Origin of the sequence: Streptomyces sp. JH34 (assembly GCF_029428875.1) — a bacterium.
Classification (GTDB): domain Bacteria; phylum Actinomycetota; class Actinomycetes; order Streptomycetales; family Streptomycetaceae; genus Streptomyces.
In genome coordinates this window covers 4,118,271-4,132,128 of record NZ_JAJSOO010000001.1, presented here as the reverse complement: position 1 = coordinate 4,132,128, position 13,858 = coordinate 4,118,271, and the positions used below count along the sequence as shown (strand labels likewise).

The window sequence follows — 13,858 nt, the reverse complement described above, 5'->3', positions numbered from 1 at the left end:
GGGCCCGGGACATCCACTGTGGTGGCGTCGACCTCACGGCAGCTGCGCTTCCGGTGACGTGTGCTCGCAGCGCGGACAAGCGCAGTCCGGCAGGACGGAGGAGAGCGCGGGCTGCGCCAGAGGCACGACCACGCCCTCCTCGTGAACCACCTGGATCCTGCCGTCACGGTGCACCTCGTACACCTTGATCGTCATCGTCACCACGACACCTACCCTTACTCTGAGTTGCCGGTCGTCACTGCATCCACGACGGTAGGCCGCGGAAGCCTCCGCTTGAACTGACTGTGGGTACGGGTGCCGACTGCGGAGAAGGGGCAAGGGGGACGCGATGGGAACCGGCTCGCACACCACCCTGACCAGCGGTCAGGGAACGGTGCGCAGAAACCGCGGCGGATCGGTGTCCGGGTACGTATTCCGTCTGATCCGCGAGCAGTTGGGTCACACCCAGGACACCCTCGCCGAGCGGTTCCGGATCTCGCCCGACACGATTGCGGGCTGGGAGTCGGGTCGTCGGCCCCTGACCGCCGTGCCTGTGGGGCAGATGCTCGTGTACCGCCACCAGCTCCTGCATCTGGGCAGCGCACCCTCCCTGCTTCTGTCCCTGGAGCGGGCCATGGAAGCGGACGTACTCCTGGCCGGCACCTTGGACGAGGATGTCCCCGCCGAGCACAGCCCCCTCGGCACATGGGTCATGCAGCGTGCCTTGGTCGAGTTCCTGTCCTGGCCGCTCAACGGTGTCACCCCGACGCCGTTGCGGACCTTGCCCGAACCGCCGCGACCACGCCGGGGCCCGGTGCCGCGCGGACCGGAGCTCCTTGCCGACGACCGGCGACGCTTCTTCTCCCGCATGCGCCGGTCCGCAGAACAGGCTCGCGGCAGGGAGCGCTTCCTCCTGCGCCGTCAGACCCTCTACCTGGCCGGGTACGACGACGCGCCCGACACCTCCGACTGGCTGGCCCACCAGCAGCAGACCGCGCGTCCGGACGGCTGGCTCGCAGGTTGGCTCAACTCCCGCTCCGTCGCTGCCGTCGCCGCCAGGCAGGGGGACCAGGATCGGATGGGGCACTTCATCAGCACAAGCCTCGCCGACGACGACGCGGGTGAAGCGGCCAACCTGAACTACTGGGCCTACTGGATCGGCGAGGCACCGCACATCCAGCTGTCCGACGACTTCATCGCCGGTCCGGACACCGGCCCGTGGCAGGGCGACAGGCTCATGCGCCACCTCACGCGTGGCCTGATCCCGCAGCACGGATTCTTCGACCTCAACGTCCACACCCTCTGGACCCTCGTCGCAGCCCGCCCGAACCTGTTGCGCCCGGGCATCCCGGCCGGTCGCGACCTACGCCAGGCGCTCCCTGTGATGTTGGATGGCCGGGAGTTGTCGACGCGCGCGCGCCGAGAACTGGAAGGCATCCGGTACGCGATCCGCCTCGCAGAGGCGTGAGAGGAGACGGGCGTGGCTGACGACCTGTCCGCAGTGGGACGCTTCTTGTACGAGGTCGGCACGCTCAAGCACACCCGCCGAACAGGATGGTGGATGGCCGGGGTCAGCGACCCGGAGAGCGTGGCCGAGCACTCGTGGCGCACCTCGTTGATCGCGTCGATCATCGCCGAACTGGAGGGCGCCGACCCTGCGCGGGCCGCATTCCTCGCGGTGTGGCACGACACCCAGGAGACTCGCACCGGGGACGTCAATCACCTGGGGAAGAAGTACGCACCCGCAGGCGACCCGCAGGAGGTCACCGCCGATCAGACGGCGGGCATGCCCGAGGTCCTGGCCTCCGCCATCCGTCGTCTGGTCGCCGAGTACGAGGCCAAGGAGTCACCGGAGGCGGTGTGCGCGCGGGACGCCGACAAGCTGGAGTGCATGCTCCAGGGCATCGAGTACAAGGCGCAGGGCCACGAGAACGCTCAGCGTTGGATCGACAACAGCAAGGCCCGCCTCGTCACGGAAACCGGAAAGCGGCTGGCGGACGAACTCCTCCAGCAGGGCACGCTCGACTGGCTTCGTACCGCCCTCGGAGAGACCAGCACCTGACCCGGACGCATGAAACCGCCCTGCCCCCGGCCGGAGCCGGGGGCAGGGCGGTTCTTCGCGCGGGGCGCGGGTGCCGTCAGGCCGCGACGGGGACGCCCTTCAGCTCCGCGTCACGCGCCTCGGGCTCGTCGACCGGGGAGGACGACGCCGAGTTGTACGCGTCGTGGTCGAGGATCTTCTCCCGGGCCGCCACGATGACCGGGACCAGAGCCTGTCCCGCCACGTTCGTCGCGGTCCGCATCATGTCCAGGATCGGGTCGATGGCGAGGAGCAGGCCCACGCCCTCCAGCGGGAGGCCCAGGGTCGACAGGGTCAGGGTCAGCATGACCGTGGCGCCGGTGAGGCCGGCGGTGGCCGCCGAGCCGATGACCGAGACGAACGCGATCAGGATGTAGTCACCGATGCCCAGCTGGACGTCGAAGATCTGCGCGATGAAGATCGCCGCCAGCGCCGGGTAGATCGCGGCGCAGCCGTCCATCTTGGTCGTGGCGCCGAACGGGACGGCGAAGGAGGCGTACTCCTTCGGGACGCCGAGGCGCTCGGTGACCTTCTGGGTGACGGGCATCGTGCCGACGGACGAGCGGGAGACGAAGGCCAGCTGGATCGCGGGCCAGGCGCCCTTGAAGAACTGGAGCGGGCTGACCTTGGCGACCGTCGCGAGCAGCAGCGGGTAGACGCCGAACATCACCAGGGCGCAGCCGATGTAGACGTCGGCGGTGAACGTCGCGTACTTGCCGATCAGGTCCCAGCCGTAGTCGGCGATCGCGTAGCCGATGAGGCCGACGGTGCCGATGGGGGCGAGGCGGATGACCCACCACAGGGCCTTCTGGAGGAGCTCGAGGACCGACTCGCTGAGGGCGAGGATCGGCTTGGCCTTCTCGCCGAGCTTGAGCGCGGCGATACCGGCGACGGCGGCCATGAAGACGATCTGCAGGACGTTCAGCTCGGTGAAGGGCGTGATGACGTCCGTGGGGATGATGCCGGTGAGGAAGTCGAGCCAGGAGCCCGCGTTCTCGGGCTTGGCGCCGTCCTTCGGGGTGAGGCCGGTGCCGGCGCCCGGGTTGGTGACCAGACCGATCGCGAGGCCGATGGCGACGGCGATCAGCGAGGTGATCATGAACCAGAGCAGCGTGCGGGTGGCGAGCCTGGCGGCGTTGTTGACCTTGCGCAGGTTGGTGATCGACACCAGGATCGCGAAGAAGACGAGGGGCGCGACGGCCAGCTTCAGCAGCTGGACGAAGATGTGGCCGACCTGGTCGAGCGTGGTGTAGAGCCAGCCGATCTCGTAGCTGCGGGTGATCCAGCCGAGCAGCACACCGAGGACCAGACCGGCGACGATCTGTATCCAGAACGGGATGCTGGGCAGACGGAAACCTGAGCCTGACGGCTTGCCGGTTTCGGCGGGGGACGCGGAATTCGCGGACACGGACACACTCCAGATGTGACGCATCGGGACGTACGAGCACAGACGTACGGTCGTGCGGTCGAACAGGGGACGGGGGTGCGGCGCCCGCGTCAGGGGCGGCGCCGCTGCATGATGCCGGTTCAGACGTTGCGGCAACAGACCGCGGACATACAGCGGCAGAGATCGACGTGCAGGCGCACCACGAGCGGGACGCCCAAGGCGTGACGGGGGCGCACTGCGGTAATCATGTCGAATACGTTAACACCGCAACTTTGAGAACCTCAAAGGTCCACTTCTTGATCAACTTTGACCGTGGGCGGCTCCGGACATGCCGAAGCCCCGGTACGGGAGCTGCTGCTCCGGTCCGGGGCTTCGTCCGTGCGCGTTCCGGGTGTGAGGAACCTTACGCGGCGCCTACCGCGTGACGCTGTCCTCGCGGGCGCGGTTCGCCTCGAGCCTGGCCTTGGTCCGGTCCACCGAGGAGACGATCTGCTCGGACATCTCGTCGCGCTGCTTGCGGAGCAGGATGAAGCTGAGGGGTGCGGAGAGCAGGAGGCCGAGGAGGAGGACCCAGACGACGTTCGAGCCGCCGACACCCGAGGGCAGCACACCGAAGTGGACCGCGACACCCGCGACGAAGAAGCAGCCGACGAAAATCAGCAGCCGCATGGCGGTGTACCGGATCGTTGCGCTCGGCTTGGCAGCGGGCACGGCTGGCCTTCTCTCTACGTCCGACGTTCCTGCGGTCGCGCAGTCAGGGGTCCTGCCCGACCAGTGAAGCATGCCCCGAATTCGATCAGTTCGCAGGGGTTGCCCGGGCGCCGCTACCGGAAGAGCGGCAGCAGCATGATGACGTCGTCGCGGTAGTCGTCCTCGGCGACCCGGATGGCGTCCGGGACCCGGCCCACCTCCTTGTATCCGCAGGAGGCGTAGAAGCGGTCGGCGCCGGTGCCGCCGCGGCAGGTGAGGCGGACGGCGCCGATGCCGTCGAGTCCGCGGGCCGCGTCGGCGACGGCCGCCATCAGCTCACGCCCGAAGCCCTTGCCCTGGTGGCGCGGGTGGACCATCACCGTGTAGACGCCGATCCAGTGCCGCATGAGCCGGTGGGTGTTATGGGTGAGGAAGGCGGTGGCGGCGACCGTGCCGTCCTCGTCCCGTCCGACCACCAGGTGGGTGCGGCCCTCGGCCATCGCCGCGAGGTGCTTGACCAGTTCCGGCCTGACGTCGTCGGCGGTGACGGGGGCCACGAAGCCCACGGCTCCGCCGGCGTTGGTGACGTCGGCCCAGAGCGCGGTGATGCCGTCCCGCAGGGTCCGGTCGAACGCGGGATCCACTTCAAATGTAAGCGCCATCCAAGCACGTTAACCATTACGCGTCGCGCCGTTCAAACCGTGTCCACCACGCGAGAAAGCCCCGGCCGGGGGGAGACGGTGGGCCGGGGCTTTCGTACGGCGGACGTCCGGGCGCCCGCGACGGGCGCGGGGCGTCGGGCGGGGGGTGGGACCTCAGACGCGCATCGGCTGCGGCGTCTCGCGCCGCTCGGCGTCCGGCCCCGGGTACTCACGCAGGATCTCGTACCGGGTGTTGCGCTCCACGGGCCGGAAGCCCGCGTCCCGGATGAGGTCCAGCAGGTCCTCGCGGCCGAGCTTGTTCGGGGTGCCGTAGTCGTCGGCGTCATGCGTGATCTTGTACTCGACGACCGAACCGTCCATGTCGTCGGCGCCGTGCTGGAGCGCGAGCTGCGCGGTCTGCACGCCGTGCATCACCCAGAAGACCTTGACGTGCGGGACGTTGTCGAAGAGCAGCCGCGAGACCGCGAAGGTCTTGAGCGCCTCGGCGCCGGTCGCCATGGACGTCCGGGCCTGCAGGGTGTTGCGGACCTTGCCGTCCTTCATGTCGACGAAGTCGTGCTGGTAGCGCAGCGGGATGAAGACCTGGAAACCACCGGTCTCGTCCTGCATCTCCCGCAGCCGCAGCACGTGGTCGACGCGGTGACGGGGCTCCTCGATGTGCCCGTACAGCATCGTCGCCGGGGTCTTGAGACCCTTCTCGTGCGCGAGGCGGTGGATGCGCGACCAGTCCTCCCAGTGGGTGTTGTGGTCGACGATGTGCTGGCGGACCTCCCAGTCGAAGATCTCCGCGCCGCCGCCGGTCAGCGACTCCAGACCGGCCTCGATCAGCTCGTCGAGGATCTCGGAGGCCGAGAGCCCCGAGATCGTCTCGAAGTGGTGGATCTCCGTCGCCGTGAAGGCCTTGAGCGCGACCTCCGGCAGGGCTTCCTTGAGCGCGCTGAGCGAGCGCGGGTAGTAGCGCCACGGCAGGGTGGGGTGCAGCCCGTTGACGATGTGCAGCTCGGTGAGGTTCTCGCCCTGCATCGCCTTCGCGAGGCGGACGGCCTCCTCGATGCGCATCGTGTACGCGTCCTTCTCGCCCGGCTTGCGCTGGAACGAGCAGTACGCGCAGGACGCGGTGCACACGTTCGTCATGTTGAGGTGGCGGTTGACGTTGAAGTGGACGACGTCGCCGTTCTTCCTCGTGCGCACCTCGTGGGCCAGCCCGCCGAGCCATGCCAGGTCGTCGGACTCGTAGAGCGCGATCCCGTCCTCGCGGGTCAGCCGCTCGCCGGCCCGGACCTTCTGCTCCAGCTCGCGCTTGAGTCCCGCGTCCACCAGGGCGCCTCCATATCCTCTGTCCAGCCGTTCCGGCAGCCCACGGTACTCCCCCGCCGTTCGGGCGCGCGGACCCCCACCCACTCGGCGTCACACCTCTTCGGGAAGCTCTCCGACCCGGTTCTCCCACTTGGTGGAGAGGACGACCGTGGTACGGGTCCGGGAGACCCCCTTGGTGCCGCTGAGCCGGCGGATCGTCTTCTCCAGGCCGTCCACGTCCCCGACGCGGACCTTGAGCATGAACGAGTCGTCGCCCGCGATGAACCAGCAGTCCTCGATCTCCGCGAGGTCCTTCAGCCGGTGCGCCACGTCCTCGTGGTCGGCGGCGTCGGAGAGCGAGATGCCGATCAGCGCGGTGACGCCCAGCCCCAGCGACGCGGAGTCGACGGTCGCGCGGTAACCGGTGATGACCCCGGCGGTTTCCAGCCGGTTGATGCGGTCGGTGACGCTGGGCCCGGAGAGCCCTACGAGCCGTCCCAGCTCGGCGTACGAGGCCCTGCCGTTCTCTCTGAGGGCCTGGATGAGCTGCCTGTCCACCGCGTCCATATGACTGAAACCTTCCATTGTTCAGCAGTACCGCGAGTTTACGTGTAGAATCCAAGGCGTGGCAGGGTCAAGCCCTGCAAATCTTTCCCATCATCCAAGAAACGCTTTCGAATCTTCAGGAGTGAAGTCACCGTGTACTCGATCGAGATGGCCTACGCCCGAATGCGCGAGCTGCAGGACCTGGCCAACCGCTCGCGTGCCCACCAGCCCGCCGCGGCCCACCGGGTCGACCGCACCCGCGCCCCGGGTGCGAACGGGAAGAAGCGCTGACCCCACCGGCTCAGCCCCGGGAGGCTCCACCGAGCTCCCCCTCCCACCGGCGGTACAACTGGTGCGGCACATCCGCCGCGTCCAGCACCCGCCCGGCGACGAAGTCCACCAGGTCCTGGATGTGCGTCGCCCCCGCGTAGAACCCCGGAGAGGCGGGCAGCACGACCGCGCCCGCCTCGTCCAGCGCCACCATCTGCTTGAGCGTCGAACCGCTGAGCGGAGTCTCACGGACGGCGACGACCAGCTTCCGCCGCTCCTTCAGCGTCACGCTCGCGGCACGCTGCAGCAGGTCCTTCGAGAGCCCGAGCGCCACCCCGGCCACACACGCCGTGGACGCCGGGACGATCAGCATCCCCTTGGCCGGATAGGACCCCGAGGACGGCCCGGCCGCCAGGTCCCCCGCCGCCCAGTGGCGTACGTCGCCGATGTCCGGCCGGAAGGTGTCCGGCTTCCCGTCGGCGCCCCGCGCCAGCCAGCTCCGCAGGTCCTCCTGCCAGTGGGCGTCGCGGAAGGAGATCCCCGTCTCGTCCAGGAGCGTCAGCCGCGAGGCGCGGCTGACCACGAGATCGACGCTCTCCCCCGCGGCCAGCAGTCCGCGCAGCACCGAAGCCGCGAAGGGTGTACCCGATGCGCCCGACACCCCGACAATCCAAGGCCTGCGCTGCTGTTCACTCATCGAAGTCCCGGCTCTCACGCCACCGAGCCTATCCGGCACCCCGCCTCAGGAACCGAGCCAGGGGCTCCGGACGTTGCAACGGTGTGGGAACAGACATCGACAGGGGGTGACCATGCCGGGCGCACGCACGAGCGCGACCGCGCGGGCCGTCACGGCCGGCGTCGTCATGCTCGCCTGGATCGCGCTGCTGTGGCTGCTGGAAGGCATCGACACGGCGACGGACCACTCCCTCGACACCTACGGCATCAGTCCGCGTGAGCCCGCGGAGCTGGCCGACATCGTGCCGTCGGCGTTCCTGCACAGCGGCTGGGAACACGTGGCGTCCAACAGCGTCCCGCTGCTGGTGCTGGGCTTCATCGCCGCACTGGGCGGCGCGGGCAGGTTCGCCGCCGTCGTCCTGGTGGTGATCGTGACGTCCGGCCTCGGCGTCTGGCTGACCGCGCCCGCGAACACCGTGACGCTCGGCGCGTCCGGCGTGGTCTTCGGGCTCTTCGGCTATCTGCTGGTCCGCGGCTTCGTGGACCGGCGCCCGCTGGACATCGTCGTCGGCGTGGTCATCGCCGCGGTCTACGGCTCGCTTCTCTGGGGCGTGCTGCCGACCGACTCCGGCATCAGCTGGCAGGGCCATCTCTTCGGCCTCATAGGCGGGGTGGTGGCGGCGTTCGTCCTCCGCCGCCCCCGCCGCCCCCAGGAGCCGCGCGGCTACGTCACGGTGTGAGGCCGCGCACCAACAGATCGAGCAGGGCGCACGCGAAGAGCGCGATCCCGATGAAGCCGTTGACCGAGAAGAACGCCCGGTTCAGCCGGGACAGGTCGTGCGGCCGCACGACCCGGTGCTCGTACACGAAGGCCACGGCGACGATCACCATGCCGATCCAGTAGAAGATCTCCGCGTCCGTCGCCAGCCCGAACCACACCAGCAGCCCGGTCGTCACCACGTGGCAGACCCGCGCGCCCCAGAGCGCGGCGGGGATGCCGAAGCGGGCAGGGAAGGAGAGCACTCCGTGGGCGCGGTCGGCCCGCACGTCCTGGCAGGCGAAGATCAGGTCGAAGCCGCCGATCCAGATGCCGACGGCGAGCCCCAGGATCACCGCGTCCCACGACCAGCTGCCGGTCACGGCAAGCCAGGCACCGATCGGGCCGATGGCCTGGGCGAGGCCCAGGATCGCGTGCGGGAAGTTCGTGAACCGCTTGCCGTACGGGTAGACGACCATCGGCACGACGGCCACCGGTGCCAGCACCAGGCAGAGGGGGTTCAGCAGGGCGGCGGCGCCGAGGAAGAAGGCGAGGGCCACGATCGCGCCGGTCCACGCGGACCTGACCGTGACGGCGCCCGTCACGAGCTCCCGGCCCTCCGTGCGCGGGTTCCGGGCGTCGATCTCCCGGTCGATGATCCGGTTGGCGGCCATCGCGAACGTACGCAGCCCGACCATCGCGATGGTCACCAGCAGCAGCGTGCCCCAGTGGATGTTCCCGTCCAGCTGGAACATCGCGGTCAGCGCGGCGATGTAGGCGAAGGGCAGCGCGAAGACCGAGTGCTCGATCATCACCAGCCGCAGGAACGCGCGGGACTTGCCGCGCGGCTGCGGGACAGCCGCCGCCGAGGCCGATGCACTCACAGGCCGTACTCCTTCCACCGGCGGTCGACCTTCGCCGCCGTCTCCGGGTCGGACTCGACCATCTCCGGCCAGCCCCCGTCCCGCGTGTACCCCTCCTCGGGCAGCTTGCGCGTCGCGTCGATGCCCGCCTTGCCACCCCAGAACTGCTGGTAGGAGGCGTGGTCGAGATGGTCGACCGGCCCTTCGGTGACCGTCAGGTCCCGTGCGTAGTCGGTGTTCCCGAGCGCCCGCCAGGCGACCTCGTGCAGATCGTGGACGTCGCAGTCGGAGTCCACGACCACGATCAGCTTGGTCAGCGACATCATGTGCGCCCCCCAGATGGCGCTCATGACCTTCTGGGCGTGCTTCGGGTACTTCTTGTCGATCGAGACGATCGCGCAGTTGTGGAAGCCGCCCGCCTCCGGCAGGTGGTAGTCCACGATGTCCGGGACGATGATCTTGAGCAGGGGCAGGAAGAACCGCTCGGTCGCCCGTCCCAGCGGGCCGTCCTCGGTGGGAGGCCGCCCCACGACGATCGACTGGAGCAGCGGACGCTTCCGCATCGTCACGCAGTCGATCTTCAGCGCGGGGAAGGGTTCCTGCGGCGTGTAGAAGCCGGTGTGGTCGCCGAACGGCCCCTCGGGCAGCATCTCGCCCGGTTCCAGCCAGCCCTCGATGACGACCTCCGCCTGCGCCGGGACCTGGAGCGGGACGGTCTTGCAGTCGACCATCTCGATCCGCTTGCCCTGGACGAAGCCGGCGAAGAGGTACTCGTCGATGTCCCCCGGCAGCGGCGCCGTGGAGGCGTAGGTGACCGCGGGCGGGGCCCCGAACGCGATGGCGACGGGCAGCTTCTCGCCCCGCCTGGCGGCGACCTGGTAGTGGTTGCGGCTGTCCTTGTGGATCTGCCAGTGCATCCCGATGGTGCGCCGGTCATGGCGCTGGAGCCGGTAGAGCCCGAGGTTGCGGATCCCCGTCTCCGGGTCCTTGGTGTGCGTGAGGCCCAGGTTGAAGAAGGATCCGCCGTCCTCGGGCCAGGTGAAGAGCGCGGGCAGCTGGTCGAGGTCCACGTCGTCGCCGGTCAGGACGACCTCCTGGACGGGGGCGCTGTCGGACTTCACCTTCTTCGGCGGCAGGTGGGTCACCGCCCCGAGCTTCCCGAACGCCTCCCGGATCCCGACGAACCCCTGTGGCAGCTCCGGCTTGAGCAGGCCGCCGATCTTGTCGCTGATCTCCGCGTAGGACTTCAGGCCGAGCGCCTTGAGCAGCCGCCGGTCGGTCCCGAAGACGTTCATGGCCAGGGGCATGGACGCCCCCTTGACGTTCTCGAAGAGCAGCGCGGGACCGCCCGCCTTGTTCACCCGGTCGACGATCTCGCCGACCTCCAGATACGGGTCGACCTCGGCCTTGATGCGCTTGAGATCGCCCTCGCGCTCCAGAGCACGGAGCAGGGAGCGAAGATCGTCGTAAGCCATACGGTCAAGTATCGGACACCGGCTACCCTGGGCCCGTCACCGGGGGCGGTCCATGCGCCCCGTCACCTCACCTCGGGGGATCTTCCACGATGTTCAGGGCCCTGATCTACATCCTGCCGCTGGCGCTGACGATCTTCGCGTTCATCGACTGCCTGAACACACCTGAGGACGAGGCGAAGCACCTGCCGAAGATCGCCTGGGTCTTCATCATCCTGCTGTTCTGGATCGTCGGGCCGATCGTCTGGCTCGCCGCGGGCAAGATGCGCCACGCCCCCCAGGGCGGCCGCACTCCTTCGGAGTGGCACCGCAACCACCGCAACACCTGGGTGGCGCCCGACGACAACCCGGACTTCCTGAAGTCGCTGAAGGACGAGAACAAGAAGGACGAGTCGCTCCTCAAGGACTGGGAGGCGGACCTGCGCCGGCGCGAGGACGAGATCAAGCGCCGGGAGAGCGGCACGGGTCCCGAGGACCCGACCCCGCCGACGGCCTCATGACGTCCCTCCCGTGAGGGGCGTCCGCATGAGGGGTTCCTCATGAGGACAGCAGTCGCCCCAGGCGCTCCAGCAGGGGCAGCAGCGCCGTGCGCTCCTCGGGGGTGAGCGCCTCCAGGGCGCCGTGCACCACGCGCATCTCGGCGCGGATCCGGTGCGCCGTCTCGGTGCCCTCCGCCGTGCGGGCGGCCACCTTGGAGCGGCGGTCGCCGGGCGCCGGGGTACGCGTCACCAGGCCTCGGGCCTCCATGCGGCCGATGAGACCGGTGGCGTTGGAGGCGTCGCACACCAGATGACTGGCCAGCGCGCTCATGGGCATGGGCTCATTGAGGGCGATCAGCGCCCGGGCCTGGGAGGTGCTGAGGCCGTGACGGCCGGCGACGGCGGTGAGGTCGTCGTGATGGCCGCGGACGACGACTGCGAGGGGTTCCAGCAGTTCGTCCGGAGTAGGGACGGCGCGGGGTGCGGGTTCCGTCGTCATGGTCGGTCATCCTTCGGTCGGTACGCGTGGTCCGGAGGCCCGGACTCTGTCCGCCACGCACCCGCATTCATTTGACATGCTCAACTTTAACCCGTTACATGAACGGTATTGCTTGAGCATATCAAGCTTCGCGTTCCGCGCGTTTTCCGCACAGCGTCTCGTAGGGAGCACCCCCCATGCCCTCCGTACTCTTCGTCCTCACCGGTGCCGACCACTGGACCCTCAACGACGGCACCGCCCATCCCACCGGTTTCTGGGCCGAGGAACTCGCCGCCCCGCACCGCGTCTTCACCCAGGCCGGCTTCGACATCACCGTCGCCACCCCCGGCGGTGTGGCCCCCACGGTCGACGCCGCCAGCCTGGCCGCCGAGGCGAACGGAGGCCAGGAGCAGGCCGACGCCGTGGCCTCGTACCTCGCCTCGATCGACGAGACGCTGCGCATCCCCGCCCGGCTCGAGGACATCGTGCCCACGTCCTACGACATCGTCTTCTACCCCGGCGGCCACGGCCCCATGGAGGACCTGGCCGTCAGCGAGGTCTCCGGCAGGCTGCTGACCTCGGCCCTGGACTCCGGCACCCACGTCGCCGTCCTGTGCCACGCGCCCGCCGCCCTGCTGCCCGCCCGCCGCGAGGACGGCAGCTGGCCGTTCGCCGGCTACCGCATGACCGGCTTCAGCAACGCCGAGGAGACCCAGGCCGGCCTCGCCGCCAAGGCGCCGTGGCTGCTGGAGAACCGTCTCGTCGAGCTCGGCGCCGACTACGCCGCGGCCGAGCCGTGGGCGGTGCACACCGTGCACGACCGCAACCTGCACACCGGTCAGAACCCTGCCTCCTCCGAGCAGCTGGCCCGCGAGATCGTAGCGGCCCTGTGAGCGCCGCGGAGACCGTGCGGGAAGCCCCGGCCGACGTCGTCGCCCGGCTCCGTGCCACCTTCCGCACCGGCCGCACCAAGGACCTGGCCTGGCGCACCACCCAGCTGACGCGGCTGCGCGCGCTGCTCACCGAGCGCGGGGACGAACTGGCCGAGGCGCTCCGGGCCGACCTCGGCAAGAGCCGCAAGGAGGCCTACCGGACCGAGATCGACTTCACTATCCGGGAGATCGACCACACCCTCGAGCGTCTGGAGGGGTGGCTGGAGCCCGAGCCCGCCCCCGTACCGGCGGTCCTCGGCGGCGCCACCGCCCACACCGTGCAGGACCCGCTCGGCGTCGTCCTCGTCATCGCCCCGTGGAACTACCCGGTGCAGCTGCTGCTCGCTCCCGTCGTGGGCGCGCTGGCCGCGGGCAACACGGTCGTCGCCAAGCCCAGTGAACTGGCGGCCGCGACCTCCGCCGCCGTGGCCCGGCTGGTGCCGCTGTATCTGGACACGGACGCCGTCGCCGTCGTGGAGGGCGCGGTCCCGGAGACCACCGCGCTGCTCGCCGAGCGCTTCGACCACATCTTCTACACCGGCAACGGCACGGTCGGCCGGATCGTCATGACCGCCGCGGCGAAGCACCTCACGCCCGTCACCCTCGAACTGGGCGGCAAGTCGCCGGTGTTCGTGGACCGCGACACGGACCTGAAGACGGTGGCCGCCCGGCTGGCCTCCGGGAAGTTCCTCAACGCCGGCCAGACGTGCGTCGCCCCCGACTACGTCCTGACCGATCCGGAGACCGCACCGGCCCTGGCGGACGCCCTCGCGGCGGCGGTCGAGGGACTGTTCGGCGAGGACGCGTCCACCAGTCCGGAGTACGGCCGGATCGTGAACGAGCGCCACTTCGACCGGCTGGTCGGGCTCCTGGACTCCGGCCGCACGGTGACGGGCGGGGCCCACGACCGGGAGGGGAAGTACATCGCCCCGACGGTGCTCGCCGATGTCTCCCCGGACTCCCCCGTGATGGGCGAGGAGATCTTCGGACCGGTGCTGCCGATCCTCACGGTGGACGGGCTCGACGAGGCCATCGGCTTCATCAACGACCGTGACAAGCCGCTGGCCCTGTACGCGTTCACCCAGGACCCGGCCGTGCGGGAACGGCTGCTGACCGAGACCTCCTCGGGCGGCGTGGGCATGGGCCTGCCCCTCGCCCATCTGACCGTCTCGGACCTGCCCTTCGGCGGGGTCGGCGAGAGCGGCATGGGCAACTACCACGGGCGGTACTCCCTGGAGACGTTCAGCCACCGCAAGGCGGTCCTGGACACCCCGCTCGGCTGAGAGCACGTA

The 13,858-nt window shown here is 69.5% G+C and carries 17 protein-coding genes; 7 read left to right on the top strand and 10 right to left on the bottom strand.

Annotated elements, in window-relative coordinates:
* Window positions 1-33: 33 nt before the first annotated feature.
* A complete protein-coding gene (locus tag LWJ43_RS18450; RefSeq protein WP_277336072.1) occupies window positions 34-204 on the bottom strand; it encodes a hypothetical protein in 171 nt (56 codons plus the stop codon).
* Window positions 205-328: 124 nt separating this feature from the next.
* Between LWJ43_RS18450 and LWJ43_RS18445 the strand changes: the two genes are divergently transcribed.
* A complete protein-coding gene (locus tag LWJ43_RS18445; protein ID WP_277333334.1) occupies window positions 329-1,447 on the top strand; it encodes a helix-turn-helix domain-containing protein in 1,119 nt (372 codons plus the stop codon).
* A gap of 12 nt (window positions 1,448-1,459) precedes the next feature.
* The gene (locus LWJ43_RS18440) at window positions 1,460-2,041 is read left to right on the top strand and encodes an HD domain-containing protein (protein WP_277333333.1); all 582 of its coding nucleotides are present in this window, start codon (window positions 1,460-1,462) and stop codon (window positions 2,039-2,041) included.
* 76 nt (window positions 2,042-2,117) lie between these two features.
* Here the strand turns inward: LWJ43_RS18440 and LWJ43_RS18435 are convergent, their stop codons facing one another.
* The 5 genes from LWJ43_RS18435 to LWJ43_RS18415 all read right to left on the bottom strand — a co-directional run bounded on the left by LWJ43_RS18435 (window position 2,118) and on the right by LWJ43_RS18415 (window position 6,661).
* The gene (locus tag LWJ43_RS18435; RefSeq protein WP_277333332.1) at window positions 2,118-3,467 is read right to left on the bottom strand and encodes a dicarboxylate/amino acid:cation symporter; all 1,350 of its coding nucleotides are present in this window, start codon (window positions 3,465-3,467) and stop codon (window positions 2,118-2,120) included.
* A gap of 393 nt (window positions 3,468-3,860) precedes the next feature.
* Window positions 3,861-4,157 (bottom strand): DUF4229 domain-containing protein, encoded by a 297-nt coding sequence (locus LWJ43_RS18430; protein WP_277333331.1) that lies wholly within the window; start codon window positions 4,155-4,157, stop codon window positions 3,861-3,863.
* Window positions 4,158-4,270: 113 nt separating this feature from the next.
* Window positions 4,271-4,798, bottom strand: a complete 528-nt coding sequence (locus tag LWJ43_RS18425; RefSeq protein ID WP_277333330.1) for a GNAT family N-acetyltransferase — start codon at window positions 4,796-4,798, stop codon at window positions 4,271-4,273.
* Between the two features lie 153 nt (window positions 4,799-4,951).
* Window positions 4,952-6,115 (bottom strand): aminofutalosine synthase MqnE, encoded by a 1,164-nt coding sequence (gene mqnE / locus LWJ43_RS18420; protein WP_277333329.1) that lies wholly within the window; start codon window positions 6,113-6,115, stop codon window positions 4,952-4,954.
* Between the two features lie 90 nt (window positions 6,116-6,205).
* The gene (locus LWJ43_RS18415; RefSeq protein WP_277333328.1) at window positions 6,206-6,661 is read right to left on the bottom strand and encodes an Lrp/AsnC family transcriptional regulator; all 456 of its coding nucleotides are present in this window, start codon (window positions 6,659-6,661) and stop codon (window positions 6,206-6,208) included.
* 132 nt (window positions 6,662-6,793) lie between these two features.
* On the opposite strand from LWJ43_RS18415, the gene LWJ43_RS18410 reads away from it, so the two are divergent.
* On the top strand, window positions 6,794-6,931 hold the full coding sequence (locus tag LWJ43_RS18410; RefSeq protein ID WP_277333327.1) for a hypothetical protein: 138 nt from the start codon (window positions 6,794-6,796) through the stop codon (window positions 6,929-6,931).
* A 10-nt stretch (window positions 6,932-6,941) separates the two neighbouring features.
* On the opposite strand, the gene LWJ43_RS18405 is transcribed toward LWJ43_RS18410, so the two are convergent.
* The gene (locus tag LWJ43_RS18405) at window positions 6,942-7,607 is read right to left on the bottom strand and encodes a UbiX family flavin prenyltransferase (protein WP_277335924.1); all 666 of its coding nucleotides are present in this window, start codon (window positions 7,605-7,607) and stop codon (window positions 6,942-6,944) included.
* A 112-nt stretch (window positions 7,608-7,719) separates the two neighbouring features.
* Between LWJ43_RS18405 and LWJ43_RS18400 the strand changes: the two genes are divergently transcribed.
* On the top strand, window positions 7,720-8,325 hold the full coding sequence (locus tag LWJ43_RS18400) for a rhomboid family intramembrane serine protease (protein ID WP_277333326.1): 606 nt from the start codon (window positions 7,720-7,722) through the stop codon (window positions 8,323-8,325).
* Here LWJ43_RS18400 and mqnP read toward each other — a convergent pair.
* Both mqnP and LWJ43_RS18390 read right to left on the bottom strand, forming a co-directional pair.
* Entirely contained in the window at window positions 8,315-9,226 is a 912-nt protein-coding gene (mqnP, locus tag LWJ43_RS18395) for a menaquinone biosynthesis prenyltransferase MqnP (RefSeq protein ID WP_277333325.1), read from the bottom strand. The two genes, LWJ43_RS18400 and mqnP, sit on opposite strands and share 11 nt — an antisense overlap.
* Window positions 9,223-10,680 carry a menaquinone biosynthesis decarboxylase gene (locus tag LWJ43_RS18390; RefSeq protein ID WP_277333324.1) on the bottom strand — a complete coding sequence of 486 codons (1,458 nt, stop codon included), beginning with the start codon at window positions 10,678-10,680 and terminating at the stop codon, window positions 9,223-9,225. The genes mqnP and LWJ43_RS18390 overlap by 4 nt, the downstream gene beginning before the upstream one ends.
* Window positions 10,681-10,769: 89 nt before the next feature.
* Between LWJ43_RS18390 and LWJ43_RS18385 the strand changes: the two genes are divergently transcribed.
* Complete coding sequence (locus LWJ43_RS18385; RefSeq protein ID WP_277333323.1) at window positions 10,770-11,177, top strand: PLD nuclease N-terminal domain-containing protein; 408 nt, start codon at window positions 10,770-10,772, stop codon at window positions 11,175-11,177.
* Between the two features lie 37 nt (window positions 11,178-11,214).
* Here the strand turns inward: LWJ43_RS18385 and LWJ43_RS18380 are convergent, their stop codons facing one another.
* Window positions 11,215-11,655, bottom strand: coding sequence for a MarR family winged helix-turn-helix transcriptional regulator (locus LWJ43_RS18380; protein ID WP_277333322.1), 441 nt, complete (start codon window positions 11,653-11,655; stop codon window positions 11,215-11,217).
* A gap of 176 nt (window positions 11,656-11,831) precedes the next feature.
* On the opposite strand from LWJ43_RS18380, the gene LWJ43_RS18375 reads away from it, so the two are divergent.
* Both LWJ43_RS18375 and LWJ43_RS18370 read left to right on the top strand, forming a co-directional pair.
* Complete coding sequence (locus tag LWJ43_RS18375; protein ID WP_277333321.1) at window positions 11,832-12,527, top strand: type 1 glutamine amidotransferase domain-containing protein; 696 nt, start codon at window positions 11,832-11,834, stop codon at window positions 12,525-12,527.
* On the top strand, window positions 12,524-13,849 hold the full coding sequence (locus LWJ43_RS18370; RefSeq protein WP_277333320.1) for an aldehyde dehydrogenase family protein: 1,326 nt from the start codon (window positions 12,524-12,526) through the stop codon (window positions 13,847-13,849). Before LWJ43_RS18375 ends, LWJ43_RS18370 begins: the two co-directional genes overlap by 4 nt.
* Window positions 13,850-13,858: the final 9 nt, after the last annotated feature.

Coding starts and splice junctions, on each gene's coding strand:
- LWJ43_RS18405 (WP_277335924.1), bottom strand. CDS start 7,607: ATGAGTGAACAGCAGCGCAGGCCTTGGATTGTCGGGGTGTCGGGCGCA.
- LWJ43_RS18425 (WP_277333330.1), bottom strand. CDS start 4,798: ATGGCGCTTACATTTGAAGTGGATCCCGCGTTCGACCGGACCCTGCGG.
- LWJ43_RS18390 (WP_277333324.1), bottom strand. CDS start 10,680: ATGGCTTACGACGATCTTCGCTCCCTGCTCCGTGCTCTGGAGCGCGAG.
- LWJ43_RS18385 (WP_277333323.1), top strand. CDS start 10,770: ATGTTCAGGGCCCTGATCTACATCCTGCCGCTGGCGCTGACGATCTTC.
- LWJ43_RS18375 (WP_277333321.1), top strand. CDS start 11,832: ATGCCCTCCGTACTCTTCGTCCTCACCGGTGCCGACCACTGGACCCTC.
- LWJ43_RS18445 (WP_277333334.1), top strand. CDS start 329: ATGGGAACCGGCTCGCACACCACCCTGACCAGCGGTCAGGGAACGGTG.
- LWJ43_RS18400 (WP_277333326.1), top strand. CDS start 7,720: ATGCCGGGCGCACGCACGAGCGCGACCGCGCGGGCCGTCACGGCCGGC.
- LWJ43_RS18415 (WP_277333328.1), bottom strand. CDS start 6,661: ATGGACGCGGTGGACAGGCAGCTCATCCAGGCCCTCAGAGAGAACGGC.
- LWJ43_RS18380 (WP_277333322.1), bottom strand. CDS start 11,655: ATGACGACGGAACCCGCACCCCGCGCCGTCCCTACTCCGGACGAACTG.